General features: G+C 65.1%; 16 protein-coding genes. 7 read left to right on the forward strand and 9 right to left on the reverse strand.

All coding sequences use genetic code 11. The annotated features are described in order from the left end of the window. The first annotated feature begins 13 nt into the window (after nucleotides 1-13). The 3 genes from rfbA to rfbD are packed head-to-tail and all read left to right on the forward strand — an operon-like array spanning nucleotide 14 to nucleotide 2,345. The gene (gene rfbA / locus QOL57_RS18195; protein ID WP_089238623.1) at nucleotides 14-901 is read left to right on the forward strand and encodes a glucose-1-phosphate thymidylyltransferase RfbA; all 888 of its coding nucleotides are present in this window, start codon (nucleotides 14-16) and stop codon (nucleotides 899-901) included. After that, complete coding sequence (gene rfbC, locus QOL57_RS18200) at nucleotides 898-1,455, forward strand: dTDP-4-dehydrorhamnose 3,5-epimerase (RefSeq protein ID WP_089238624.1); 558 nt, start codon at nucleotides 898-900, stop codon at nucleotides 1,453-1,455. The genes rfbA and rfbC overlap by 4 nt, the downstream gene beginning before the upstream one ends. Next, on the forward strand, nucleotides 1,452-2,345 hold the full coding sequence (gene rfbD / locus QOL57_RS18205; protein ID WP_089238625.1) for a dTDP-4-dehydrorhamnose reductase: 894 nt from the start codon (nucleotides 1,452-1,454) through the stop codon (nucleotides 2,343-2,345). The genes rfbC and rfbD overlap by 4 nt, the downstream gene beginning before the upstream one ends. A gap of 98 nt (nucleotides 2,346-2,443) precedes the next feature. Here rfbD and QOL57_RS18210 read toward each other — a convergent pair whose 3' ends face one another. From QOL57_RS18210 to QOL57_RS18220, 3 genes are all read right to left on the reverse strand, one after another. After that, entirely contained in the window at nucleotides 2,444-3,847 is a 1,404-nt protein-coding gene (locus QOL57_RS18210; protein WP_089238627.1) for a mannose-1-phosphate guanylyltransferase/mannose-6-phosphate isomerase, read from the reverse strand. A gap of 14 nt (nucleotides 3,848-3,861) precedes the next feature. Continuing rightward, nucleotides 3,862-5,208 carry a phosphomannomutase gene (locus tag QOL57_RS18215; protein WP_089238629.1) on the reverse strand — a complete coding sequence of 449 codons (1,347 nt, stop codon included), beginning with the start codon at nucleotides 5,206-5,208 and terminating at the stop codon, nucleotides 3,862-3,864. A 96-nt stretch (nucleotides 5,209-5,304) separates the two neighbouring features. Continuing rightward, the gene (locus QOL57_RS18220; RefSeq protein ID WP_089238631.1) at nucleotides 5,305-7,926 is read right to left on the reverse strand and encodes a DEAD/DEAH box helicase; all 2,622 of its coding nucleotides are present in this window, start codon (nucleotides 7,924-7,926) and stop codon (nucleotides 5,305-5,307) included. Nucleotides 7,927-8,099: 173 nt separating this feature from the next. On the opposite strand from QOL57_RS18220, the gene QOL57_RS18225 reads away from it, so the two are divergent. Both QOL57_RS18225 and QOL57_RS18230 read left to right on the forward strand, forming a co-directional pair. Next, entirely contained in the window at nucleotides 8,100-8,831 is a 732-nt protein-coding gene (locus QOL57_RS18225; protein WP_089238633.1) for a CoA transferase subunit A, read from the forward strand. Between the two features lies 1 nt (nucleotide 8,832). Next, the gene (locus QOL57_RS18230) at nucleotides 8,833-9,462 is read left to right on the forward strand and encodes a CoA transferase subunit B (RefSeq protein WP_089238635.1); all 630 of its coding nucleotides are present in this window, start codon (nucleotides 8,833-8,835) and stop codon (nucleotides 9,460-9,462) included. On the opposite strand, the gene QOL57_RS18235 is transcribed toward QOL57_RS18230, so the two are convergent. After that, nucleotides 9,456-12,278 (reverse strand): rhamnan synthesis F family protein, encoded by a 2,823-nt coding sequence (locus tag QOL57_RS18235; RefSeq protein ID WP_089238637.1) that lies wholly within the window; start codon nucleotides 12,276-12,278, stop codon nucleotides 9,456-9,458. The genes QOL57_RS18230 and QOL57_RS18235 overlap by 7 nt on opposite strands. 159 nt (nucleotides 12,279-12,437) lie before the next feature. Here QOL57_RS18235 and QOL57_RS18240 point away from each other — a divergent pair, with 159 nt between their 5' ends. Further along, nucleotides 12,438-13,028: an alpha-ketoglutarate-dependent dioxygenase AlkB gene (locus QOL57_RS18240; protein WP_089238639.1), complete on the forward strand. Its 591-nt coding sequence runs from the start codon at nucleotides 12,438-12,440 to the stop codon at nucleotides 13,026-13,028. Nucleotides 13,029-13,111: 83 nt separating this feature from the next. Here the strand turns inward: QOL57_RS18240 and QOL57_RS18245 are convergent, their stop codons facing one another. Genes QOL57_RS18245 through QOL57_RS18260 form a run of 4 tightly spaced genes read right to left on the reverse strand, consistent with a single transcriptional unit; the run spans nucleotide 13,112 to nucleotide 16,630 of the window. Beyond that, the gene (locus QOL57_RS18245) at nucleotides 13,112-13,753 is read right to left on the reverse strand and encodes an ABC-type transport auxiliary lipoprotein family protein (protein WP_033830299.1); all 642 of its coding nucleotides are present in this window, start codon (nucleotides 13,751-13,753) and stop codon (nucleotides 13,112-13,114) included. Continuing rightward, entirely contained in the window at nucleotides 13,750-14,676 is a 927-nt protein-coding gene (locus QOL57_RS18250; protein WP_025878489.1) for an MlaD family protein, read from the reverse strand. The genes QOL57_RS18245 and QOL57_RS18250 overlap by 4 nt, the downstream gene beginning before the upstream one ends. Nucleotides 14,677-14,679: 3 nt before the next feature. Then, the gene (locus QOL57_RS18255) at nucleotides 14,680-15,507 is read right to left on the reverse strand and encodes an ABC transporter ATP-binding protein (protein WP_089238641.1); all 828 of its coding nucleotides are present in this window, start codon (nucleotides 15,505-15,507) and stop codon (nucleotides 14,680-14,682) included. 1 nt (nucleotide 15,508) lies between these two features. Beyond that, nucleotides 15,509-16,630, reverse strand: coding sequence for an ABC transporter permease (locus QOL57_RS18260; RefSeq protein ID WP_176429855.1), 1,122 nt, complete (start codon nucleotides 16,628-16,630; stop codon nucleotides 15,509-15,511). Nucleotides 16,631-16,722: 92 nt separating this feature from the next. Here QOL57_RS18260 and QOL57_RS18265 point away from each other — a divergent pair, with 92 nt between their 5' ends. Beyond that, nucleotides 16,723-17,982, forward strand: coding sequence for a threonine/serine exporter family protein (locus tag QOL57_RS18265; protein WP_089238645.1), 1,260 nt, complete (start codon nucleotides 16,723-16,725; stop codon nucleotides 17,980-17,982). 131 nt (nucleotides 17,983-18,113) lie between these two features. Here QOL57_RS18265 and QOL57_RS18270 read toward each other — a convergent pair whose 3' ends face one another. Beyond that, entirely contained in the window at nucleotides 18,114-18,497 is a 384-nt protein-coding gene (locus QOL57_RS18270) for an H-NS histone family protein (RefSeq protein WP_089238647.1), read from the reverse strand. Nucleotides 18,498-18,705 lie beyond the last annotated feature (208 nt).

The following is an 18,705-nucleotide window of genomic DNA, read 5'->3' on the forward strand; positions in this document are numbered from 1 at the left end:
CCAAGGACACGACATGACCCAACGCAAGGGCATCATCCTCGCCGGCGGCTCCGGCACCCGGCTGTATCCGATCACCAAAGGCGTCAGCAAGCAGCTGCTGCCGGTGTACGACAAGCCGATGATCTACTACCCGCTGAGCGTGCTGATGCTGGCGGGCATCCGTGAAGTGCTGATCATCAATACCCCGCACGAACAGGGGTTGTTCCAGCAGTTGCTGGGTGACGGTTCGCAATGGGGCATGGACATCCAGTACGCGGTGCAGCCCAGTCCCGATGGCTTGGCCCAGGCCTACCTGATCGGCAAGGACTTCGTCGGCGGCAAGCCGAGCTGCCTGGTGCTGGGTGACAACATCTTCCACGGGCACGGTCTGCGAGAAGTGCTCAAGCGTGCCGACGAACGCGTGGACGGTTCCACCGTGTTCGGCTACTGGGTGAACGATCCGGAACGCTATGGCGTGGCCGAGTTCGACAAGAGCGGCAAGGTGGTCGACCTGGTTGAAAAGCCGGAGAGCCCGCGTTCGAACTATGCGGTCACCGGCCTGTACTTTTATGACGGCAAGGCCAGCGATTACGCTGCCGAACTCAAGCCGTCGCCGCGTGGCGAACTGGAGATCACCGATCTCAACAAGCGCTACCTGGTCGAAGGCAACCTGCACCTGGAGGCCCTCGGCCGCGGCTACGCCTGGCTGGATACCGGTACCCACCAGTCACTGTTGGAGGCGTCCAACTTCATCGAGACCATCCAGACGCGCCAGGGCCTGCAGGTTTGCTGTCCCGAGGAAATTGCGTTCGGCCAGGGCTGGATCAACGCCGAACAGTTGGAAGCACTGGCCGCGCCGTTGATCAAGAACAGCTACGGCGAATACCTGCATAAACTCGCCGTGCGTGGAGTCGTCCCGTGAAAGTGATTGAAACCAGGTTACCCGGCTGCGTGGTGATCGAGCCGGCGGTGTTTGGCGACGTCCGCGGTTACTTCTTCGAAACCTGGAATGCCGAGCGCTTCGCGGCGGTGGGCCTGCCGGATCGCTTCGTGCAGAGCAATGTCTCCACCTCGGCGCAGGGCGTGCTGCGCGGCCTGCATTACCAGTGGCCGCGCCCGCAGGGCAAGCTGGTCAGCGTGGTGGAAGGCGAGGTGTATGACGTGGCCGTCGACATCCGCCGCGGCTCACCGACTTTCGGCCAGTGGGAAGCGGTGGTGCTCAGCGCGGAGAACAAGAAGCAGTTCTGGATTCCGGAAGGCTTTGCACACGGGTTTGCCGTGTTGTCCGAGCGTGCGGTGTTCAGCTACCTGTGCACCGAGGTCTACCTGAAGGACTTCGACGCCGGCGTGCGCTGGAATGACGCCGATATCGCCGTGGACTGGCCGGTCAGCGCGCCGACGTTGTCGGCCAAGGACGAGAACGCGCCGTTCCTCAAGGACATTGCTGAAGACCGCCTGCCGGTCTACGTCGCATGACGGTGCTGGTATTCGGTGGCAACGGCCAGGTCGGCCAGGAACTGCTGCGCGCGCTGGCGCCGCTGGGCAAGGTGGTTGCGACCACCCGCAGCGGCCAGTTGCCTGATGGCAGCACCTGCGAAATGGCCGACTTCAGCCAGCCCGACAGTTTGCCTGCATTGCTGGACCGGCTGCAGCCGTCGTTGGTAGTCAACGCGGCCGCCTACACGGCCGTGGATCGTGCCGAGCAGGAGGTAGAGGCCGCATTCGCCGCCAACGCCGAAGCGCCGGGCGTGATCGCCCGCTGGTGTGCAGCGCATGACGTACCGTTCGTGCATTACTCCACCGACTACGTGTTCGATGGCCAGGGCACGGCCCCGTACCGCGAAGACGAACCGACCGCCCCGCTCGGCGTGTACGGCACCAGCAAGCGTGATGGCGAGGATGCGGTGCGTGCGGCCGGTGGTCGCCACCTGATCTTCCGCACCGCGTGGGTCTATGCCTCGCACGGCGCGAACTTCCTGCGCACGATGCTGCGCGCCGGCGCCGAGCGCGATCAGCTGCGTGTCGTGGCCGACCAGATCGGCACGCCGACGCCGGCGGCATTGATTGCTGATGTCACCGTGCAGGCGCTGCAGCATCCGGGCGCGCTGTCGGGAACGTGGCATCTGACGGCATCGGGCCAGACCAGCTGGCATGGCTTTGCCGAAGCGATCTTTGCCGAGGCACTTGCCGCCGGCGTGCTGGCCAAGGTGCCGTCGGTTGAAGCCATCCCCAGTTCCGAATACCCGACTCCGGCCAAGCGTCCCGCATGGTCGGTGCTCGACAACCGCAAGCTGCAGCAGGATTTCGGCATCGAACTGCCGACGTGGCAGCACGGGTTGAAGCGGGTCATGGCTGAGATTGCCTGACCCGGTAGGCGACGTGCCGACCAACGGTCGGCACCCACCCCGACCAACGCTGGGCGCCGGCCCCGACCAACGGTCGGCATGCACCGCAGGGCGACGACTCAACTGCGCCCGTACGTATCCTCGAAGCGCACGATATCGTCTTCGCCCAGATAACTGCCTGACTGCACTTCAATCAGCTCCAGCGGCAGCTTGCCCGGGTTGCGCAGGCGATGGGTCACGCCCAGCGGGATGTAGGTGCTCTGGTTCTCGCTCAGCAGGATCACTTCATCGCCGCGGGTGACTTCGGCCGTGCCGCTGACCACGATCCAGTGCTCGGCACGGTGGTGATGCATCTGCAGGCTCAACGTACCGCCCGGCTTGACCGTGATCCGCTTGACCTGGAAACGCTCGCCACTGTCGATCGAGTCGTAGGCTCCCCACGGGCGGTAGACCTTGCGATGCCAGGTCGCTTCGCTGCGGCCGTCGGCCTTCAACTGCGCCACCACCGTCTTGACCTCCTGCATGCGGTCGGCCTTGCCGACCAGCACCGCATCGTCGGTCTCAACCACGATGACATCATCGAGCCCGACCATCGCCACCAGGCGTTCGCCGTAGGCATAGGTGTTGCGGCAGTCGATGGCGATCACATCGCCCTGGTGCGCATTGCCATCGCCGTCCTGCTGCGATACATCGCGCAGTGCGGTCCAGGAGCCGACATCGTTCCAACCGGCATCCAACGGCACTACCACCGCATCGGCGGTCTTTTCCATCACGGCGTAATCGATCGAATCGGACGGCACCGCAGTGAACGCGTCCTTGTCCAACCGGGTGAAGTCGGCATCGCGGCGCGCGCCCTCCCATGCCGTGCGGCAGGCCGACAACATGGCCGGCTGCAGGCGTTCCAGCTCCTGCAGGTAGCGCGAGGCCTTGAACAGGAACATGCCGCTGTTCCAGTAGTACTGGCCACTGGCCACGTAGCCGGTGGCGGTGTCCAGATCGGGCTTTTCGACGAAGCGTTCGACTGCGCGCACGCCCTGGCCATCGGCGGCCTTGATGTAGCCGTAGCCGGTTTCCGGGCCGGTCGGCACGATACCGAAGGTGACCAGCTTGCCGGCTTCAGCGGCGCTGGAAGCCGCCTGCACCGCCGCACGGAAGGCGGCCTCATCGGTGATCACGTGATCGGAGGGCAGCACCAGCAACAGCGCATCGGCGCCATCACGGGTGGCTTCCAGCGCGGCCACGGCAATCGCCGGGGCGGTGTTGCGGCCAACCGGCTCGAGGATGATCGCGGCCGGCTCGGCGCCGACCTGCTGCAGTTGTTCGGCCGCAACGAAGCGGTGTTCCTCGTTGGCAATGACCAGCGGGCCGCGGCTGGCGATGGGGGCCACGCGCTGCCACGTTGCCTGCAGCATCGTCAGCTCGCCGGCCAGAGGCAGGAACTGCTTGGGATACGCCTCGCGCGACAGGGGCCACAGGCGGGTGCCGGAGCCCCCGGAGAGGATGACAGGCTGGACGGTGTTCATCGCGACATCTCCGCTCAGGCCTTCAACAGCGCGGCGATTTCATCGGTGCGCGCCTGCATCAGCGCCGCATCCCCGCGCGATTCCACGTTCAGGCGCAGCAGCGGTTCGGTGTTGGAACTGCGCAGGTTGAAACGCCAGTCGCCGAAGTCGGCACTGATCCCATCGGTATGGTCCAGTGCAGGCGACTGCGCGGCGAAGTGTTCCATCACGCGAGCCACGGACGTATTCGCATCGCTGACCTTGAAGTTGATCTCGCCACTGCACGGGTACGCCGCCATGCGGTCCTCCACCCAGTCGGCCAGCGAACGGCCGCTTTCGGAAATCAGCTGGGCGATCAGCAGCCAGGGGATCATGCCCGAGTCGGCATAGGCGAATTCGCGGAAGTAGTGATGGGCGCTCATTTCGCCGCCGTACACCGCGTCCTCTGCGCGCATCTTTTCCTTGATGAAGGCGTGGCCGCTCTTGCACAGCACCGGCACGCCGCCGGCCTGCTCGACCATTTCCACGGTGTTCCAGACCAGGCGTGGGTCATGCACGATCTTGCCGCCCGGGTTGCGGTCCAGTGCCGCCTTGGCCAGCAGGCCGACGAGGTAGTAGCCCTCGATGAAGCGCCCGCTGTGATCGAAGAAGAAGCAGCGGTCGAAGTCGCCGTCCCAGGCAATGCCGAAGTCGGCGCCGTGCGCGCGCACGGCTTCGGCAGTGGCTGCGCGGTTTTCCGGTAGCAGCGGATTGGGAATGCCGTTGGGGAAGTTGCCATCGGGTTCATGGCAGATGCGGATGAACTCGAACGGCAGATGCGGTGCCAGCAGGTCGACGATGGCGCCAGCGCCGCCATTACCGGCATTGACCACCAGCTTCAATGGCTTCAGCTTGCTGGCATCGACGTAGCCCAGCAGATGTTGGATGTAGGCATCCTTGTCGTGTTGGGAGGTCTGCCCGGCCTTGGCCGGGGCGGCAGGCGCGGTATCGGCGGCAACCGCATCGGAGATCGCGAACAGGCCGGTATCCGAGCTGATCGGCCGGGCGTTCTCCTTGACCAGCTTCATGCCGTTGTAGTCCATCGGATTGTGGCTGGCGGTCACCATCACACCGCCGGCCGCGCCCAGATGATCGGTCTGGAAATAGACCTCCTCGGTGCCGCACAAGCCGATGTCGATCACTTCCCGGCCCGCGCCGCGCAGGCCCACCGCCAGCGCGTCCTGCAGCGCCAGACTGGTCAAGCGCACGTCGTGCCCCACCACTACCGGCCCGGGCGACAACTGATCGGCCAAGGCCACGCCAATCCGGCGGGCGAGGTCTTCGTTCAGTTCTTCCGGCACGCGGCCGCGGATGTCATAGGCCTTGAAGGCGGGCAGGGGCATCGCTGGAATCCTTTGTCAGATCAGTTGGCTAGTGTAATCCCAGCCTTGTATGGGAATCGTTTCCACAGACCCAATGCTGCCTGACCGCCGAAAATGTCATGTGCGGGTGGCCCTGCGTTTGCCTGCGGCGTGCTTGGCAGGTGCGCCCGGCAGGGGAGAGAGCAGAGCCTCAAGGTCGGCTGCGTCGAAACGTGGGCCTGTGCCACCAGCACCCTCCAGGATTGCATCGGCCAGGTCGGCCTTGCGCTGCTGCAGCTCAGCAATCCGTTCCTCGACGCTGCCCGCGACGATCAGCTTGTAGACGAACACCGGCTGATCCTGGCCGATGCGGTGGGCACGGTCCGTGGCCTGGTTCTCGGCGGCCGGGTTCCACCAGGGATCGAAGTGGATGACGGTGTCGGCGGCGGTCAGGTTCAGTCCCACGCCGCCGGCCTTCAGGCTGATCAGGAACACGGGAACTTCGCCGTCCATGAAGCGCTGCACCGGTGTGACCCGGTTCTGGGTGTCGCCGGTCAGGGTCACGTAGGCCAGGCCCAGTGCATCCAATGCCTGCGCAATCAGGGCCAGCATGCCGGTGAACTGTGAGAACAGCAGGATGCGGCGTCCTTCTTCAACCATGGAAGGCAGCATCTCGCGCAGCAGGTCCAGCTTGGCCGAGCCAGCAGTGCGCGCGGATGTTCCACCCTGCAGCAGGCGCGGATCGCAGCAGACCTGACGCAGCTTCAGCAACGCGTCCAGCACCACGATGTGATTGCTCGCCAGTCCGCTGCCGTTGATCGCGTCGCGCACCTGTTTTTCCATTGCCGCACGCACGGTTTCGTAAAGTTCGCGCTGGCCGCCTTCCATCGCCACGGTGCGGGTGATGACCGTCTTCGGTGGAAGTTCGGAGGCGACCTGGTCCTTGCGTCGGCGCAGGATGAAAGGGCGTATGCGCTGGGCCAGCAGCTGTGCACGCCGGCGGTCGGTGCCGCGCTCGATGGGATGGCGCCAGTGCTGGTTGAACTGTTTTTCGCTGCCGAGCAGTCCGGGCAGCAGGAAGTCGAACTGCGTCCACAGCTCGCCCAGATGGTTTTCCAGCGGGGTGCCGGTCAGGCACAGTCGATGACGGGCCTGCAGCGTGCGCAGCGTGGCCGCTGCGCGTGATCTGGGGTTCTTCACCTGCTGTGCCTCGTCCAGGATCAGCAGGTGATAGGAATGCGCCTGCAACGCCTGCTCGTCGCGCCAGAGCAGGGGGTAGGTGGTCAGTATCAGATCATGTGCGGCAATGGCATCGAACTGCGTGTCACGTGTGGGTCCGTGCAGGGTCAGTACGCGCAGATCCGGAGTGAAACGCGCAGCTTCACTCTGCCAGTTGTGCAGCAACGACGTCGGCACGACCACCAGCGCTGGCTTGTCCAGGCGGCCGCTCTGCTTTTCAACCAGGAGATGGGCCAGGGTCTGCAGTGTCTTGCCCAAACCCATGTCATCGGCCAGCACGCCGCCCAGGCCCTGCTGGCGCAGGTACTGCAGCCAGGACAGGCCTTCAAGCTGGTAGCTGCGCAGCGTCGCGCGCAAGCCCTGGGGCGCTGGGACAGGGGTCATCGCCGGTGCGTCCAACAGGCGCTGCACGCGTGCGCGGGTATCGTTGCTGCTGTGCAGTCGCAGCTGCGTGGCTTCCTGCAGTGCCTGCAGGCGTCCGCGATCGTGTGCCTGCAGTCGCAATGGTTGCCCGCGGTCGCCGAACAGATCCGCCAGCAGCGCGATCACCGGTTTCAGGCGGCCCGCGCGCAGGGCCAGGCGTTCATTGCCTGCCGTCGTCAGCAGTACGTTCTCGTCATCGCCGATCGCGTCCAGCTGGCCGCGCAGCCAGCGCGGATCGGACTGCAGTACGCCTTGCAACAGCGGAACCAGCGCAATGCTGCGGCCATCGACGTCGATGGTCAGGGCCAGGTCGAACGCGGCACTGTCGGTGGACACCGACCGCACATCCAGGTCGATCTCCTCCACCCGGGTGATGCGATGACGGAAGGCATCGTCAGTCTCGATCTTCCAGCCCAGCGCTTCCAACCGCAGCACATCCTCCAGCAGGAAGCGGGTCCAGTCGAAACTGCGCAGCTCGAACAACGGACCACCGCCGTCCAGCACGATGCGCGGTTGCCGCTCGCGGTGCAGGTGGACGCTGTGTAGTTCAACCTCACGCCGTGCCTCCCCGGCAAGGTCACGCGGCAGCAGGTAGAGCTGGCCCTCGGCGCCATGCACGAACAGCGACGGGTCGTCGAGAAAACGCACGTGTTCGCCGTATTCGAAAGCGACGGTGGCGACGTCAAGCCACTGCGAGGCATCCCGTTCGGTGAGCCAGGCAGGACGGTATTCCATGCTGTGCAGATGGAGGATCGGCGTCATCGCCTGGATCTGCAGGGTGGGCAGCGTCGGGTTGGAGGCCGGGCGCAGCGGGCCCGGGGCACCCTCCAGAGAGGTCTCCAGCGCGGCCAGCAGCACGGCGGCGACATGCTCGCAGTGCCCGCCAGCCGGGCAGGTGCAGCGACTCTGCAGGGGGCTGTGCGGTGTGCGGGCGCTGGCGTCCAGGTCGATCGACACCTGCCAGCCTACGAGCCGGGCAGTCAGCAGCGGTGACTGGTAGCGCAGTTCACGCACTGCCGAAACGAGGTGGTTGCCCTTTCCCAGTGTCCCGGCATCCAGCCAGCGGGACAGTTCCCCTCCGGTGAATACTACGGCCATGCGTCGTCCTGTCCTCTCCATCTGCAGCACGCGTTGCCAAGGGCACCGCAAGCGGGGAAGCGGACATTCTACGTATTGAGGGCCCGGCATGCTGGTTCATGCTGCGGCGCATCCCAGCCGGCAACGGGTGTACCGCTAGAATGGCGGCATTCTCACCGGGTAGGGCAGTAGAGATGCAGCAATCGACTTCCAGCGGCACGCGCAGCAAGCGTTTCGCCTCTGCGGCGGATGCCCTGCAGGGCGTGGTCGCTGATGGCCAGGTTCTGGCTGTGGGTGGCTTCGGCCTGTGCGGTATTCCTGAAGCACTGATCGCCGCGTTGCGCGACAGTGGGGCCAAGGGCCTGACCGTGATCTCCAACAATGCCGGCGTGGATGGCTTCGGCCTGGGCCAGCTGCTGGAAACCCGGCAGATCAAGAAGATGATTTCGTCCTATGTGGGCGAGAACAAGGAGTTCGAACGGCAGTTCCTGGCTGGCGAACTGGAGCTGGAATTCAATCCGCAGGGCACCCTGGCCGAACGACTGCGTGCCGGTGGTGCGGGTATCCCGGCCTTCTTCACCGCTACCGGCTATGGCACGGTGGTGGCCGAAGGCAAGGAAACCCGTGAGTTCGACGGCAAGCACTACGTGATGGAAACCGCGCTGCGCGCCGACGTGGCGCTGGTAAAGGCCTGGAAAGCCGACGAGGCCGGCAACCTGGTGTTCCGCAAGACCGCGCGCAACTTCAATCCGGCCTGCGCGATGGCTGGCAAGGTCTGCATCGTGGAAGTGGAGGAGGTGGTGCCGGTCGGCAGCATCGACCCGGACCAGGTGCACCTGCCGGGCATCTACGTGCACCGCATCGTGCACAACCCCACCCCTGAAAAACGTATTGAACAGCGCACCATCCGTGCGGAGGGCAACTGACATGGCATGGACCCGCGATGAGATGGCGGCGCGCGCTGCGCGTGAACTGACCGATGGCGCCTACGTGAACCTGGGCATCGGCCTGCCGACGCTGGTGGCCAACCACATCCCCGAAGGCGTGGATGTGTGGCTGCAATCTGAAAACGGCCTGCTGGGTATCGGCCCGTTCCCGACCGAGGATGAGGTCGATGCAGACCTGATCAATGCCGGCAAGCAGACCGTAACCGCACGTGCGGGGGCCAGCTACTTCGGCAGTCATGACAGCTTCGCGATGATCCGTGGTGGCCACGTCAACCTGGCGATCCTGGGTGCGATGCAGGTCACCGACAAGGGCGACCTGGCCAACTGGATGGTGCCCGGCAAGATGGTCAAGGGCATGGGCGGTGCGATGGACCTGGTGGCCGGCGTACAGCGGGTGGTGGTGCTGATGGAGCACACCGCCAAGAACGGCGAACACAAGATCCTGCCCGAGTGCACGCTGCCGCTGACGGGTGTGGGCGTGGTCGATCGCATCATCACCGACCTGGCGGTATTCGACGTGACCGATGACGGTCTGGTGCTGGTGGAGACTGCGGCGGGTGTCGCTCATGACGAGCTGAGGGAGAAGACGGGCGTTGCATTCCGTCAGTAAGTACCGCTTACGTTTACCTTGCCACGGCCGCTGAAGTCATCTTCGGTGGCCAACTCCTGCAGCCAAGCGCCTGCCTGCCATGTTCCCTCGGCGAGCAGGCGCAGCGGTTCAAGTACTGCATGCTTGTCCAGTGTGATGTCGGCAACGTTGGCATTGACAGCCGAGCAGGCATCGTTGATGAATGAGAGCGCGCCGGTCTGCACCGCAGCCAGAGCTTCCAGTCCGGGCTTTCCGAGGGTCTGTTCGCCGAACTCGCCGTGCACCATTCCGCTCGCGTCGCGGAAGTAGCCATTGAACTGGCCGTATGGGGCACTCAGCAATGCCTCCAGCAGAAGATCGTGCTGCAGGATCAAGGATGAACCACCGGTATCCGTGCGGCCGTCGAAGTAGCGCGCTTCGGCCCAGCCCAACCCGTTCAGCTGCTTGGCCGTTTCCCGCAATGCGAAGTACTGGCCGCCTATCGGTTCGCCGCTAAGGCGGATCAGATTGCGCTGGATGGTCCCTGCATAGCCCAGGTCGACAACCATCGTCGGCTGGCCGCCAGTGGCCTTTGACAGATGCGCTTGCCAGTCCTGCTGACTCTGCCGGGCCAGTTCAAGGAGGGCGGGAAGCGCAGGTTCCAGCCACAGCGAGAGCGTGTCTGCCATTTCAGGCAGGAAAACATCGCGCTCCAGCAGCGTAGGGTCAACCCGGGCAATGACGTCCACGGCCTGTGAGCCAAGGCGAGCCACAAGAAGTTGGCGCACGCAGCCGTTGAAGCTGCCAGCCAGCACGGCAGACAGATCTGCATCCGCGGCCAGCGCCGGCAAGGCAGTGGAGCGCCGCGATGCCAGGAAATACTCAGCGCGCAGTGCACGCATGCCAGGATGGACCTTGGCCAACAGCATCCAGGCCTGCTCCAGCAGATAGCCTTCACGAGCAAGTAGCAGGATTGAACCGATACCCCGCTGACGAGCGGTAGCGGCGGTCGTCAACAGGAAATCAAGCAGCATGGGGCCCAGCACGCAGTAGCCTGCGTCCTCCGCGTCAAGCTGTGGCGTCGGGTACACGCGATGCGGGGCGGTGTCGGCCATATATGCGAAGCGGTTGGCGAGCAGACCCCGCCATAGCTGCTCAGGCCAAGGCGCCTGTGCTGCTGCAGGATGGCGCAGGGAACGCAGCGCAGGGACCATGTCGAACAGTACGGCAGGACGCAGCACATGTACTGGATTGATCAGGCCGGCACGCTGAGGCAACTGGACATCGGCGTGTTCGTTGTCGCCCACGTGCAGCCAGCGTCCAGGCGTCGTCACCAGTCGCCCTGCCCATTGCGACCAGCTGTTGTCAGCATCCTTGCGGGCCCCGGTTTCACAGGAAACCCACCACTCGTCGGTAACGGCCTGCACCTCCGGTGGCAGTACGTCGCGTAGAACGGCTTTGGGCAGATACATGTCCGACAGAGCGACCAGCCGTTTTCCGGCCAGCACCGGTAGCGCCTCCAACATCGCCTGGCGCGAGCGCAACAGCTCCCGTTCCATCTGCACTTCCAGCGCCAGCAGGCGCTGGGTCATGTCGTCGCCAATGCGCGCCAAGCGACCCATCTGCTGGTAGATCTCGGCCAGTTCAGGGTCGCGGCCCAGGCGTTGCCTTTCTGCGATTTCCGCGTCTTCGCGGATCTCGGCGAAGGTAGCAACTCCCATCAAGCGTTCGGCACGTAGCGACAGCAATTGGCGGGCGCCGTTTGGAGTCATGAAGGGACGTAGCACCAATGTGTCGAATACATCCAGAGTCACAACCCGAGCTTCGATGGCCGCCATCCGCAGTTGTTCGGCCAGCGGATATCTGAACGCGGCGCCGGCGTTGCGCTCACCTTCAACGGCCATGTGGCGGCTGCCATCAGTTGGCAGCACGCCGATCCGGTAGCCGCGATCACGAGCGATCAATGCGAAAAGCCGTTCGATCGCATGCTGCAGCGTGCCATCGATCTGGCCCTCCTCCACAGGGAAATCATCCAGCGAAAGTTCCAGCTCGAACAGGGGGCGCAGGGCATCCACCCGCGCCCAGAACATCGAACCGGCGGGGTAATCGAAGTAGCCCGTACTCTCCCACCCCAGGCCAAGACGAGCGCTCAGTGTGCGGCCGACCGAAACGTTGGACAGCCAAGTATGTGCCCATGGAGGCAGCGACGAATGGGTTTCCGGATAGATCAGCCCCAGGTCCGGCGCTGCCTGCAGCACGCCGAACATCCATGCCAGGCGTTCATGGTCACCGAACAGCGACGCCAGCAGGTACTTGCGCCATTGTTCCTGGGCGCTACCGGTGTAAAGAGACTTTTTTGTATGTATGTGTCCCACCACGTCCAGCTCGCGGATGGGGGCATCGAACGCGAGCAGCAGAGGCGCGATGTCGCGGCCGCGGTTGGCCACCTTCGCCACCTGCAGGTCGATGAGCAGGGGAAGCTGTGCAAACCGCGCACGAGCCTGCTCAGCGGCAGCGTCATCCACCACCGAGACCATAAGCGTGTAGGGGATTGGCATCTGTTCCAGCGAGCGGGCCAGCTCCTCGATGAGGTCCGGATAGAACACGTGCGCCATCACCCCGACCTTCAGTGAAATCTGCTCCAGCGGGACTGGCGCTGGCAATGGCGCGTCGCACGGCGGTGAAGCACTCGGACGCTGGTCGCCGCCGGAAGCTCGCACGCGCTGCAGTAGTCCCCCGATACCCATGGCCCGTGCAATCCTCAACGCGCGACTGATGACCGACCAGAGCCCCGGCAATCCGCCTCCATGGCGCTGCACCGAGCGTTGGATTGCGCCCAGGTAGCGGTGCAGCTTCATCGCCCGCCCCGGTCGTCAGATGCAGGGCAGGATTGGCAGGGTGTAAGGCGCGGCATCAGTTGTATGGGACGTCGGTGTGGAGATGGAGCATTGTCCCGTCTGTGACTGAAGCGGGCAAATCAGGCAATCTGGAGTCGATTTCAGCTGCAGGCATGGCGCATGCTGTTCCCGACCCTCCTTCCCGATGCTGAAGTACGGCACCTTCCAAGCTGGCTGGCTAGGCCTGAAGCTGATGCCCTGCAGCAGGCGCTGCAAGCCGAAATCCCCTGGGAAACCCACCGCATCCGCATGTTCGGCAACTGGGTGGATTCACCGCGGTTGAGCTGCTGGATCGGCGATCCGCAGGCGCGTTATCGCTATTCAGGTGCCGAGTTCGTGCCCCATCCATGGCTGCCAATGCTGTCCGCGCTGCGCGACCGGCTGCAGCTCGAGGGCGTGGGTCGATTCAACAGCGTACTGCTCAACCGCTATCGCGACGGTACCGACTACATGGGCTGGCACAGCGATGACGAGCCGGAGCTGGGGCCGGCGCCGCTGATTGCTTCGTTGAGCCTCGGAGCGGCGCGACGATTCCTGCTGCGCCGCCGCGATGACACCATGCGCAAGGCGGAATTCCTGCTCGGTCATGGCGACCTGCTGTTGATGGGCGGCGCTACCCAGCGCCACTACCAGCACGCGCTACCGAAGATGGCCCGGGTGCAGGGTGAACGCATCAACCTGACGTTCCGCTGGATCACGCCGCGGACCTGACGCAGGTCCCGGACGATTCATCCACGCATGGCGTGGATCTACCCGTTTCGCAGCCCGGGCCCGGCGCAATCAGCGGAAACCGATCAGCGCTTCAGCGCCTGCTTGTCGTTCTGCCCGCTGGTCAGCGTCCAGCCCACCACGTCCTGCGCTACCTGCTGCAGGCCACGCTCGAAGGCGGCGGCCACCGCCGACACATCAGTGCTGCCCACCGGCTGCAGCTGACGGAAGGTTCGGTCGGCGACCACCCGCTGGTTGGTCACGTCGATCAGCTTGGCGTTGATCTCGATGACGACCGTCGGCGTTGCCTGGCCCTGGTAGTCCGATTCGAAGCGACGGATGTCGGTCGACAGCTTGTAGTCGGCGCGGATGCCGGCGGCGACGCGGGCCACGCCGTGGATGCGGCCGGAATCCTCGAAGCCACGCAGCAGGGTGTCCTCGATCATGTCGGTGGCCGGCTGTGCCCAGCTGGCGCCCTTGTAGATCTCCAGCTCCGACGGCGTCGGCCGCACGTTGATGCGCGGGCTGTCGACCATGCGCGCAGCGCTGGGCTTGGCCAGCACCAGTTGCCAGTCGGCCTGCGGCCAGCTGGGGTCGACCTTGACCTGCACGGCGGGGGAATACAGGGTGACGGGATTCTTGTCGCCGCTGCCGAGGATCGAGCAGCCACCCAGCAGGGTGGCCAGCGACGCGGCCAGCAACAGGCGCGGAAGGGTGGTCGGGCTCATTTGGGTTCGAACTCCTTCGGGGCGTCGCGGCCGAGCAAATAGCGCGCGGGGTTGTTCTCGAGGCGGTCGCTGACCCGGCGCAGGTCGCGGATCAAGCCACGCAGTTCACCCAGCGTCGGGCCGAGCTGGCCGAGGCCGTCATTGGCGAAGCTGTTGATGGCGGCGCGATTCTCGCCAAGGATCGAATCGGCATTGCCGGCGGCCGAATCAAGCTTGGCCAGGGTGGCGTCGAGCTTGTCGATGATGCCCGGCAGCTGCTGCACCAGGTTCTTGTCCAGGCGCTCGATGGTGCCGTTGGTGGTCTTCAGGGTGGCGTCCAGGCTGCGCGCGGCATCGCGCGCGCTGAGCAGCAGCGACTGCGTGCCCTGGTCGCGGTCGGCCAGGCCGCCACTGATCGTTTCCAGATTGGCCAACGTGGCGTTGATCGAGGCGACGTTGCGGTCGCTGAGGATCTGGTCCATGCGCTCGACGATGCGGTTGGCCACGTCGGTGATGTTCTGCAGCGCTGACGGCGTGGTCGGGATGATCGGTGCCGGGTCCTTGTTGACCGTGGTCAGTGCCGGCGACTGCGGCGTGCCGCCGCTGAGCTGGATGATCGACGGGCCGGTCAGGCTGGTGATCGCCAGCTTGGCGCGGGTATCGGTCTTGACCGGGGTGGTCGAGTTCAGGCGGATGCGCGCGACCACCTGGCGCGGATCGTCCGGTACCAGGTTCAGTTCGGTGATCGAGCCCACCGCGATGCCGTTGTACTGCACCGGGCTGCCGACCGACAGGCCGGTCACCGCTTCGCGGAACACCACCCGGTATTCCTGCCAGGTACGGTCGGAGGAGTACTTGGCGGCCCACAGGCCGAAGGCCAGCAGGGCCAGGCCGGTGATCAGGGTGAACGCGCCGATCAGCACGTAGTTGGCTTTTGTTTCCATGGCTCAGGCACTCTCGATCTGTTCGCCACGCGCGGCGCGCGCGCGGGGTCCGTGGAAGTATTCCTGGATCCACGGATGATCCAGTCTCTCGATGTCCGGCAGTGGCGCATTGGCCACCACCTTGCGGTCGGCGATGACCGCCACCCGGTCGCAGATCGCATACAGCGTGTCCAGGTCGTGGGTGATCAGGAACACGGTCAGCCCCAGCGCTTCCTGCAGGGTCTTGATCAGACGGTCGAACGCGGCCGCACCGATCGGGTCCAGCCCGGCGGTGGGTTCATCCAGGAACAGCAGCGGCGGATCCAGCGCCAGCGCACGTGCCAGGCCGGCGCGCTTGCGCATGCCGCCAGACAGCTGCGAGGGCAGCTTGTTGATGGCATCGGCGGGCAGACCGGCCAGTTTCACCTTCAGCAGGGCCAGCTCGTAGTGCCAGCGCTCGGGCAGTTCGCGGTGATGTTCCTTCAGCGGCACCTGCACGTTTTCGCCCACGGTCAGCGACGAGAACAGGGCGCCGTCCTGGAACAGCACGCCGGTATTGCGTTCGATGTGCAGGCGGCTCTCGGCGTCGTCGGCACGCGCGTCGCGGCCGAGCACTTCGATCTGCCCTTCATCCGGCACGCGCAGGCCCAGGATCGAGCGCATCAGCACCGATTTGCCGGTGCCCGAACCACCCACCACGCCAAGGATCTCGCCACGGCGCACGTCCAGGTCCAGCCCTTCGTGCACGGTCTGGCTGCCAAAGCGGTTGACCAGCCCGCGCACGCGGATGGCCAGGTCGTGGCCGTCGTCGTCCTGCATGGGCACTTCTTCGGGGATCGGATGCGTGCTCATGTCACCAGTCCATGTGCATGAACCACAACGCCGCGAAGGCGTCGATGATGATCACCAGCGAGATCGTCTGCACCACGCTGGAGGTGGTGCGCTCGCCGACCGACTGTGCGGTGCCTTCGACCTTCAGGCCTTCCAGGCAACCGATCAGGCCGATCACCAGCGCAAATACCGGCGCCTTGGACAGGCCCACCAGCATGTGCCGCACTTCCATCGTGTCGTGCATGCGCGCGATGTACATCTGCGGCGGAATATCCAGATCGAACGCGCCGACGGTGATGCCGCCGGCCAAGCCGGCGACCATTGCGATGAAGGTCAGCAGCGGCAGGGTCACCAGCAGCGCGACCAGGCGCGGCAGCACCAGCAGGTCGATGGGGTCGAGCCCCAGGGTGCGCATCGCATCGATTTCCTCGCGTGCCTTCATCGCACCGATCTGCGCAGTGAAGGCACTGGCGGTGCGGCCGGCCAGCACGATCGCGGTCAGCAGCACGGCGAATTCGCGCAGGAAGGCGATGTTGACCAGTTCGACCACGAAGATCTCCGCGCCGAAATCGCGCAGGATGGTCGAGCCGAGGAAGGCGATCACCGCACCGACCAGATAGGACAACAGCGCCACCAGTGGCACCGCATCCAGCCCGACCTGCTCCATTTGATGGACGGTCGCGGTCAGGCGGAAACGTCGAGGTTCCTTGACCAGGCGTGCGGCCTTGACCAGGTTCTCACCGAGGAAGCTGCACAGCGCCTTGATGTTGTGGCCCGTGGCATGGACGCTGACCCCCAGCCGCTCCAGTGCCGCCAGCACGCCGAAGTCGCGCTTCGGCTTCGGACGGTCGTCGGCCACTTCTTCGATGGTGCACACCAGCGCCTGGTGGTCCGGGCGGAACTGCAGCGCGTGCTCACCGAGATCGGCACGATGGGCGACGCGCAGCACCTGCAGCACGCCGGCCGAGTCGAGCAGCTCGATGCCGGTGGCGTCGATGCCGGTCAGCGTGTCCGGAACGCCACGCAGCACTTCGGCCGCGGCCAGCGCGGTCTTCAGGGTCCAGTGGCCGGACAGCCGGATCAGTCCCGGATCCTGAGCGTCCTGTTCGAGCTGGGGGGCGTGGGTCGGGGTCATGGGGGCCATTCGGGTCGCAGCATAACCGTTCTGAATTGCACGTCGCGTCGAACCAGGATGAATTTCTCCAGCAGAGCCTGACGTAGGTAATACTACGGCGCATGTCCGTAGACGCTCACACGATCCCCACGCCCCAGGCCACCTACGCGCAGCGCGTGGCCTTCGTTTCCGAGATCGCCGGCCGCCTGCACAGCTACGGCACAACGGCCCAGCGCCTGGAAGCGGCGGTGGTTGCATTGGCCCGCCAGCTCGATCTGGATTGTGAACCGTGGTCGAACCCCACCGGCATCATCCTCAGTTTCAGCGACCCGGCGCAGGCCATCGGCTCCAGCGACATCACCCGGGTGATCCGGCTGGCACCCGGCGAGAACGACCTGCACAAGCTCAGCGTGGCTGACGGGATCGCTGAAGAAGTGGCCAATGGCCGCATGAGCATCGCCCAGGGTCACACCGCGCTGCGCCAGCTGGACAAGGATCCGGGCCGGCGCGGCAAGCTGCGCACCATCCTGTCCTTCACCCTCGGTGCGGCGGGCGTGGCGGGCATGTGGAAGCTGCCGTGGCTGGATATCGCCACCGCTGGCGTCATCGGCCTGTTGATCGGCCTGCTCGGCATGGTCACCGACAAGCGCCCGGCCAGCCGCGAAGCGGCCGAAGCACTGGCGGCGCTGCTGGCCGGCCTGGTCGCCACCGTGGTTGCCACCTTCGTGGGCGCGCTGAACCTCAATACGGTGATCATCGCCTCGCTGGTGGTGCTGCTGCCTGGCATGTCACTGACCAATGCGGTCAATGAACTGGCCAGCCAGCATTGGGTGTCCGGCACCGCGCGCTTTGCCGGCGCGTTGACCACGATCATGAAGCTCAGTGTCGGCGCGATGATCGCAGTGACCCTGGCCGATGTGCTGGGGCTGGACCCGATGATCCGTGCCTCACGGCCACAGGGGCCGTGGGTGGAGTGGGGCTCGCTGCTGACGGCGGCGTTCGCCTTCGCGATGTTGTTCAAGGCCAATCGTCGCGACTATCCGTGGGTGATCGCCGCCTCGGTGGCCGGTTACGCGATCTCCAAGTTTGGTGGTCATGCCTGGGGTACGCCGGCCGGCATCTTCCTGTCGGCGATGCTGCTGACCGCCGGCGGCAACCTGTTCGGGCGCGTGGTCGGCCGTCCCGGCGCGATCATCCGCCTGCCGGGCATCATCATGATGGTGCCTGGCAGCACCAGCCTGCGCGGCGTGCTGACCCTGGTCCAGCAACAGGACGTGGGCGCAGGCCAGAGCGTGTTCCTGACCGTGTTGAACGTGGTGATGGCGCTGGTCGCCGGCCTGCTGTTCGGCAACCTGCTGATGCCGGCGCGCAAGACGCTGTGATCGGGGCGGTAGCGCCGGGCCATGCCCGGCGGATCGGGAAACCAACCGCTGCGCTCGCCGGGCATGGCCCGGCGCTACCCCAAAAAAACGCCGGCTTTCGCCGGCGTTTTTCATTGCGACCCGATCTGGCCTCAGGCCTTCTTGATCAGGAAATCTTCCGGCTTCTTGCTGCCCTTGGCGGTCAGCTCGGCCATCCAGCGCGGCTGCTTGCCACGACCGGTCCAGGTTTCCTTCGGGTTGGCCGGGTTGCGGTACTTCGGTGCAACCTTGCCCAGCTTGCGGCCGGCGGTCTTGGACGGGGCCTTGGTGGCCTTGGCGACCTTGCGCGCGCGCGGTGCGGGTTCACCACCGAACAGTTCCTCGATGGTGTAACCCTCGGTCTTGGCCAGCTTGCTCAGCTGGGCACGGACCTTGGTGATCGGGCGACGCTTGGCGACGATGGTCTGCTGCTTCTTGGCTGTGCGGATCAATGCGCCCAGCTCACGTGCCGACAGGCCGGTCAGGTCGATGCTCATCAACGATTACTCCAGAAACTAATTTAGGGACAGGGACGAGCCGGTCCGTGGCGTCGCGGGACAGAGTAATGAGGAATTAATCCCAGCACAAACAGTTGCGGTCACCGTCTGTCGGCTGGCTGGCCCGGTTGCGACCATTTTGACCGGATTATGTCCGCTGCGATTTTCCGGGAGCCGGCCATCCGGCAAAAAAAGACCGGGGTATACC

It is taken from the genome of Stenotrophomonas sp. yr243 (assembly GCF_900184195.1).
Classification (GTDB): domain Bacteria; phylum Pseudomonadota; class Gammaproteobacteria; order Xanthomonadales; family Xanthomonadaceae; genus Stenotrophomonas; species Stenotrophomonas lactitubi.

Bases quoted from the DNA above. Each gene is read 5' to 3' on its own strand.
- QOL57_RS18210 (WP_089238627.1), bottom strand. From the start codon at position 3,847: ATGAACACCGTCCAGCCTGTCATCCTCTCCGGGGGCTCCGGCACCCGC.
- QOL57_RS18220 (WP_089238631.1), bottom strand. From the start codon at position 7,926: ATGGCCGTAGTATTCACCGGAGGGGAACTGTCCCGCTGGCTGGATGCC.
- QOL57_RS18240 (WP_089238639.1), top strand. From the start codon at position 12,438: ATGCTGTTCCCGACCCTCCTTCCCGATGCTGAAGTACGGCACCTTCCA.
- QOL57_RS18245 (WP_033830299.1), bottom strand. From the start codon at position 13,753: ATGAGCCCGACCACCCTTCCGCGCCTGTTGCTGGCCGCGTCGCTGGCC.
- QOL57_RS18260 (WP_176429855.1), bottom strand. From the start codon at position 16,630: ATGGCCCCCATGACCCCGACCCACGCCCCCCAGCTCGAACAGGACGCT.
- QOL57_RS18225 (WP_089238633.1), top strand. From the start codon at position 8,100: ATGCAGCAATCGACTTCCAGCGGCACGCGCAGCAAGCGTTTCGCCTCT.
- rfbA (WP_089238623.1), top strand. From the start codon at position 14: ATGACCCAACGCAAGGGCATCATCCTCGCCGGCGGCTCCGGCACCCGG.
- QOL57_RS18230 (WP_089238635.1), top strand. From the start codon at position 8,833: ATGGCATGGACCCGCGATGAGATGGCGGCGCGCGCTGCGCGTGAACTG.
- QOL57_RS18235 (WP_089238637.1), bottom strand. From the start codon at position 12,278: ATGAAGCTGCACCGCTACCTGGGCGCAATCCAACGCTCGGTGCAGCGC.
- QOL57_RS18270 (WP_089238647.1), bottom strand. From the start codon at position 18,497: ATGAGCATCGACCTGACCGGCCTGTCGGCACGTGAGCTGGGCGCATTG.
- QOL57_RS18215 (WP_089238629.1), bottom strand. From the start codon at position 5,208: ATGCCCCTGCCCGCCTTCAAGGCCTATGACATCCGCGGCCGCGTGCCG.
- QOL57_RS18265 (WP_089238645.1), top strand. From the start codon at position 16,723: ATGTCCGTAGACGCTCACACGATCCCCACGCCCCAGGCCACCTACGCG.
- rfbD (WP_089238625.1), top strand. From the start codon at position 1,452: ATGACGGTGCTGGTATTCGGTGGCAACGGCCAGGTCGGCCAGGAACTG.
- QOL57_RS18255 (WP_089238641.1), bottom strand. From the start codon at position 15,507: ATGAGCACGCATCCGATCCCCGAAGAAGTGCCCATGCAGGACGACGAC.
- QOL57_RS18250 (WP_025878489.1), bottom strand. From the start codon at position 14,676: ATGGAAACAAAAGCCAACTACGTGCTGATCGGCGCGTTCACCCTGATC.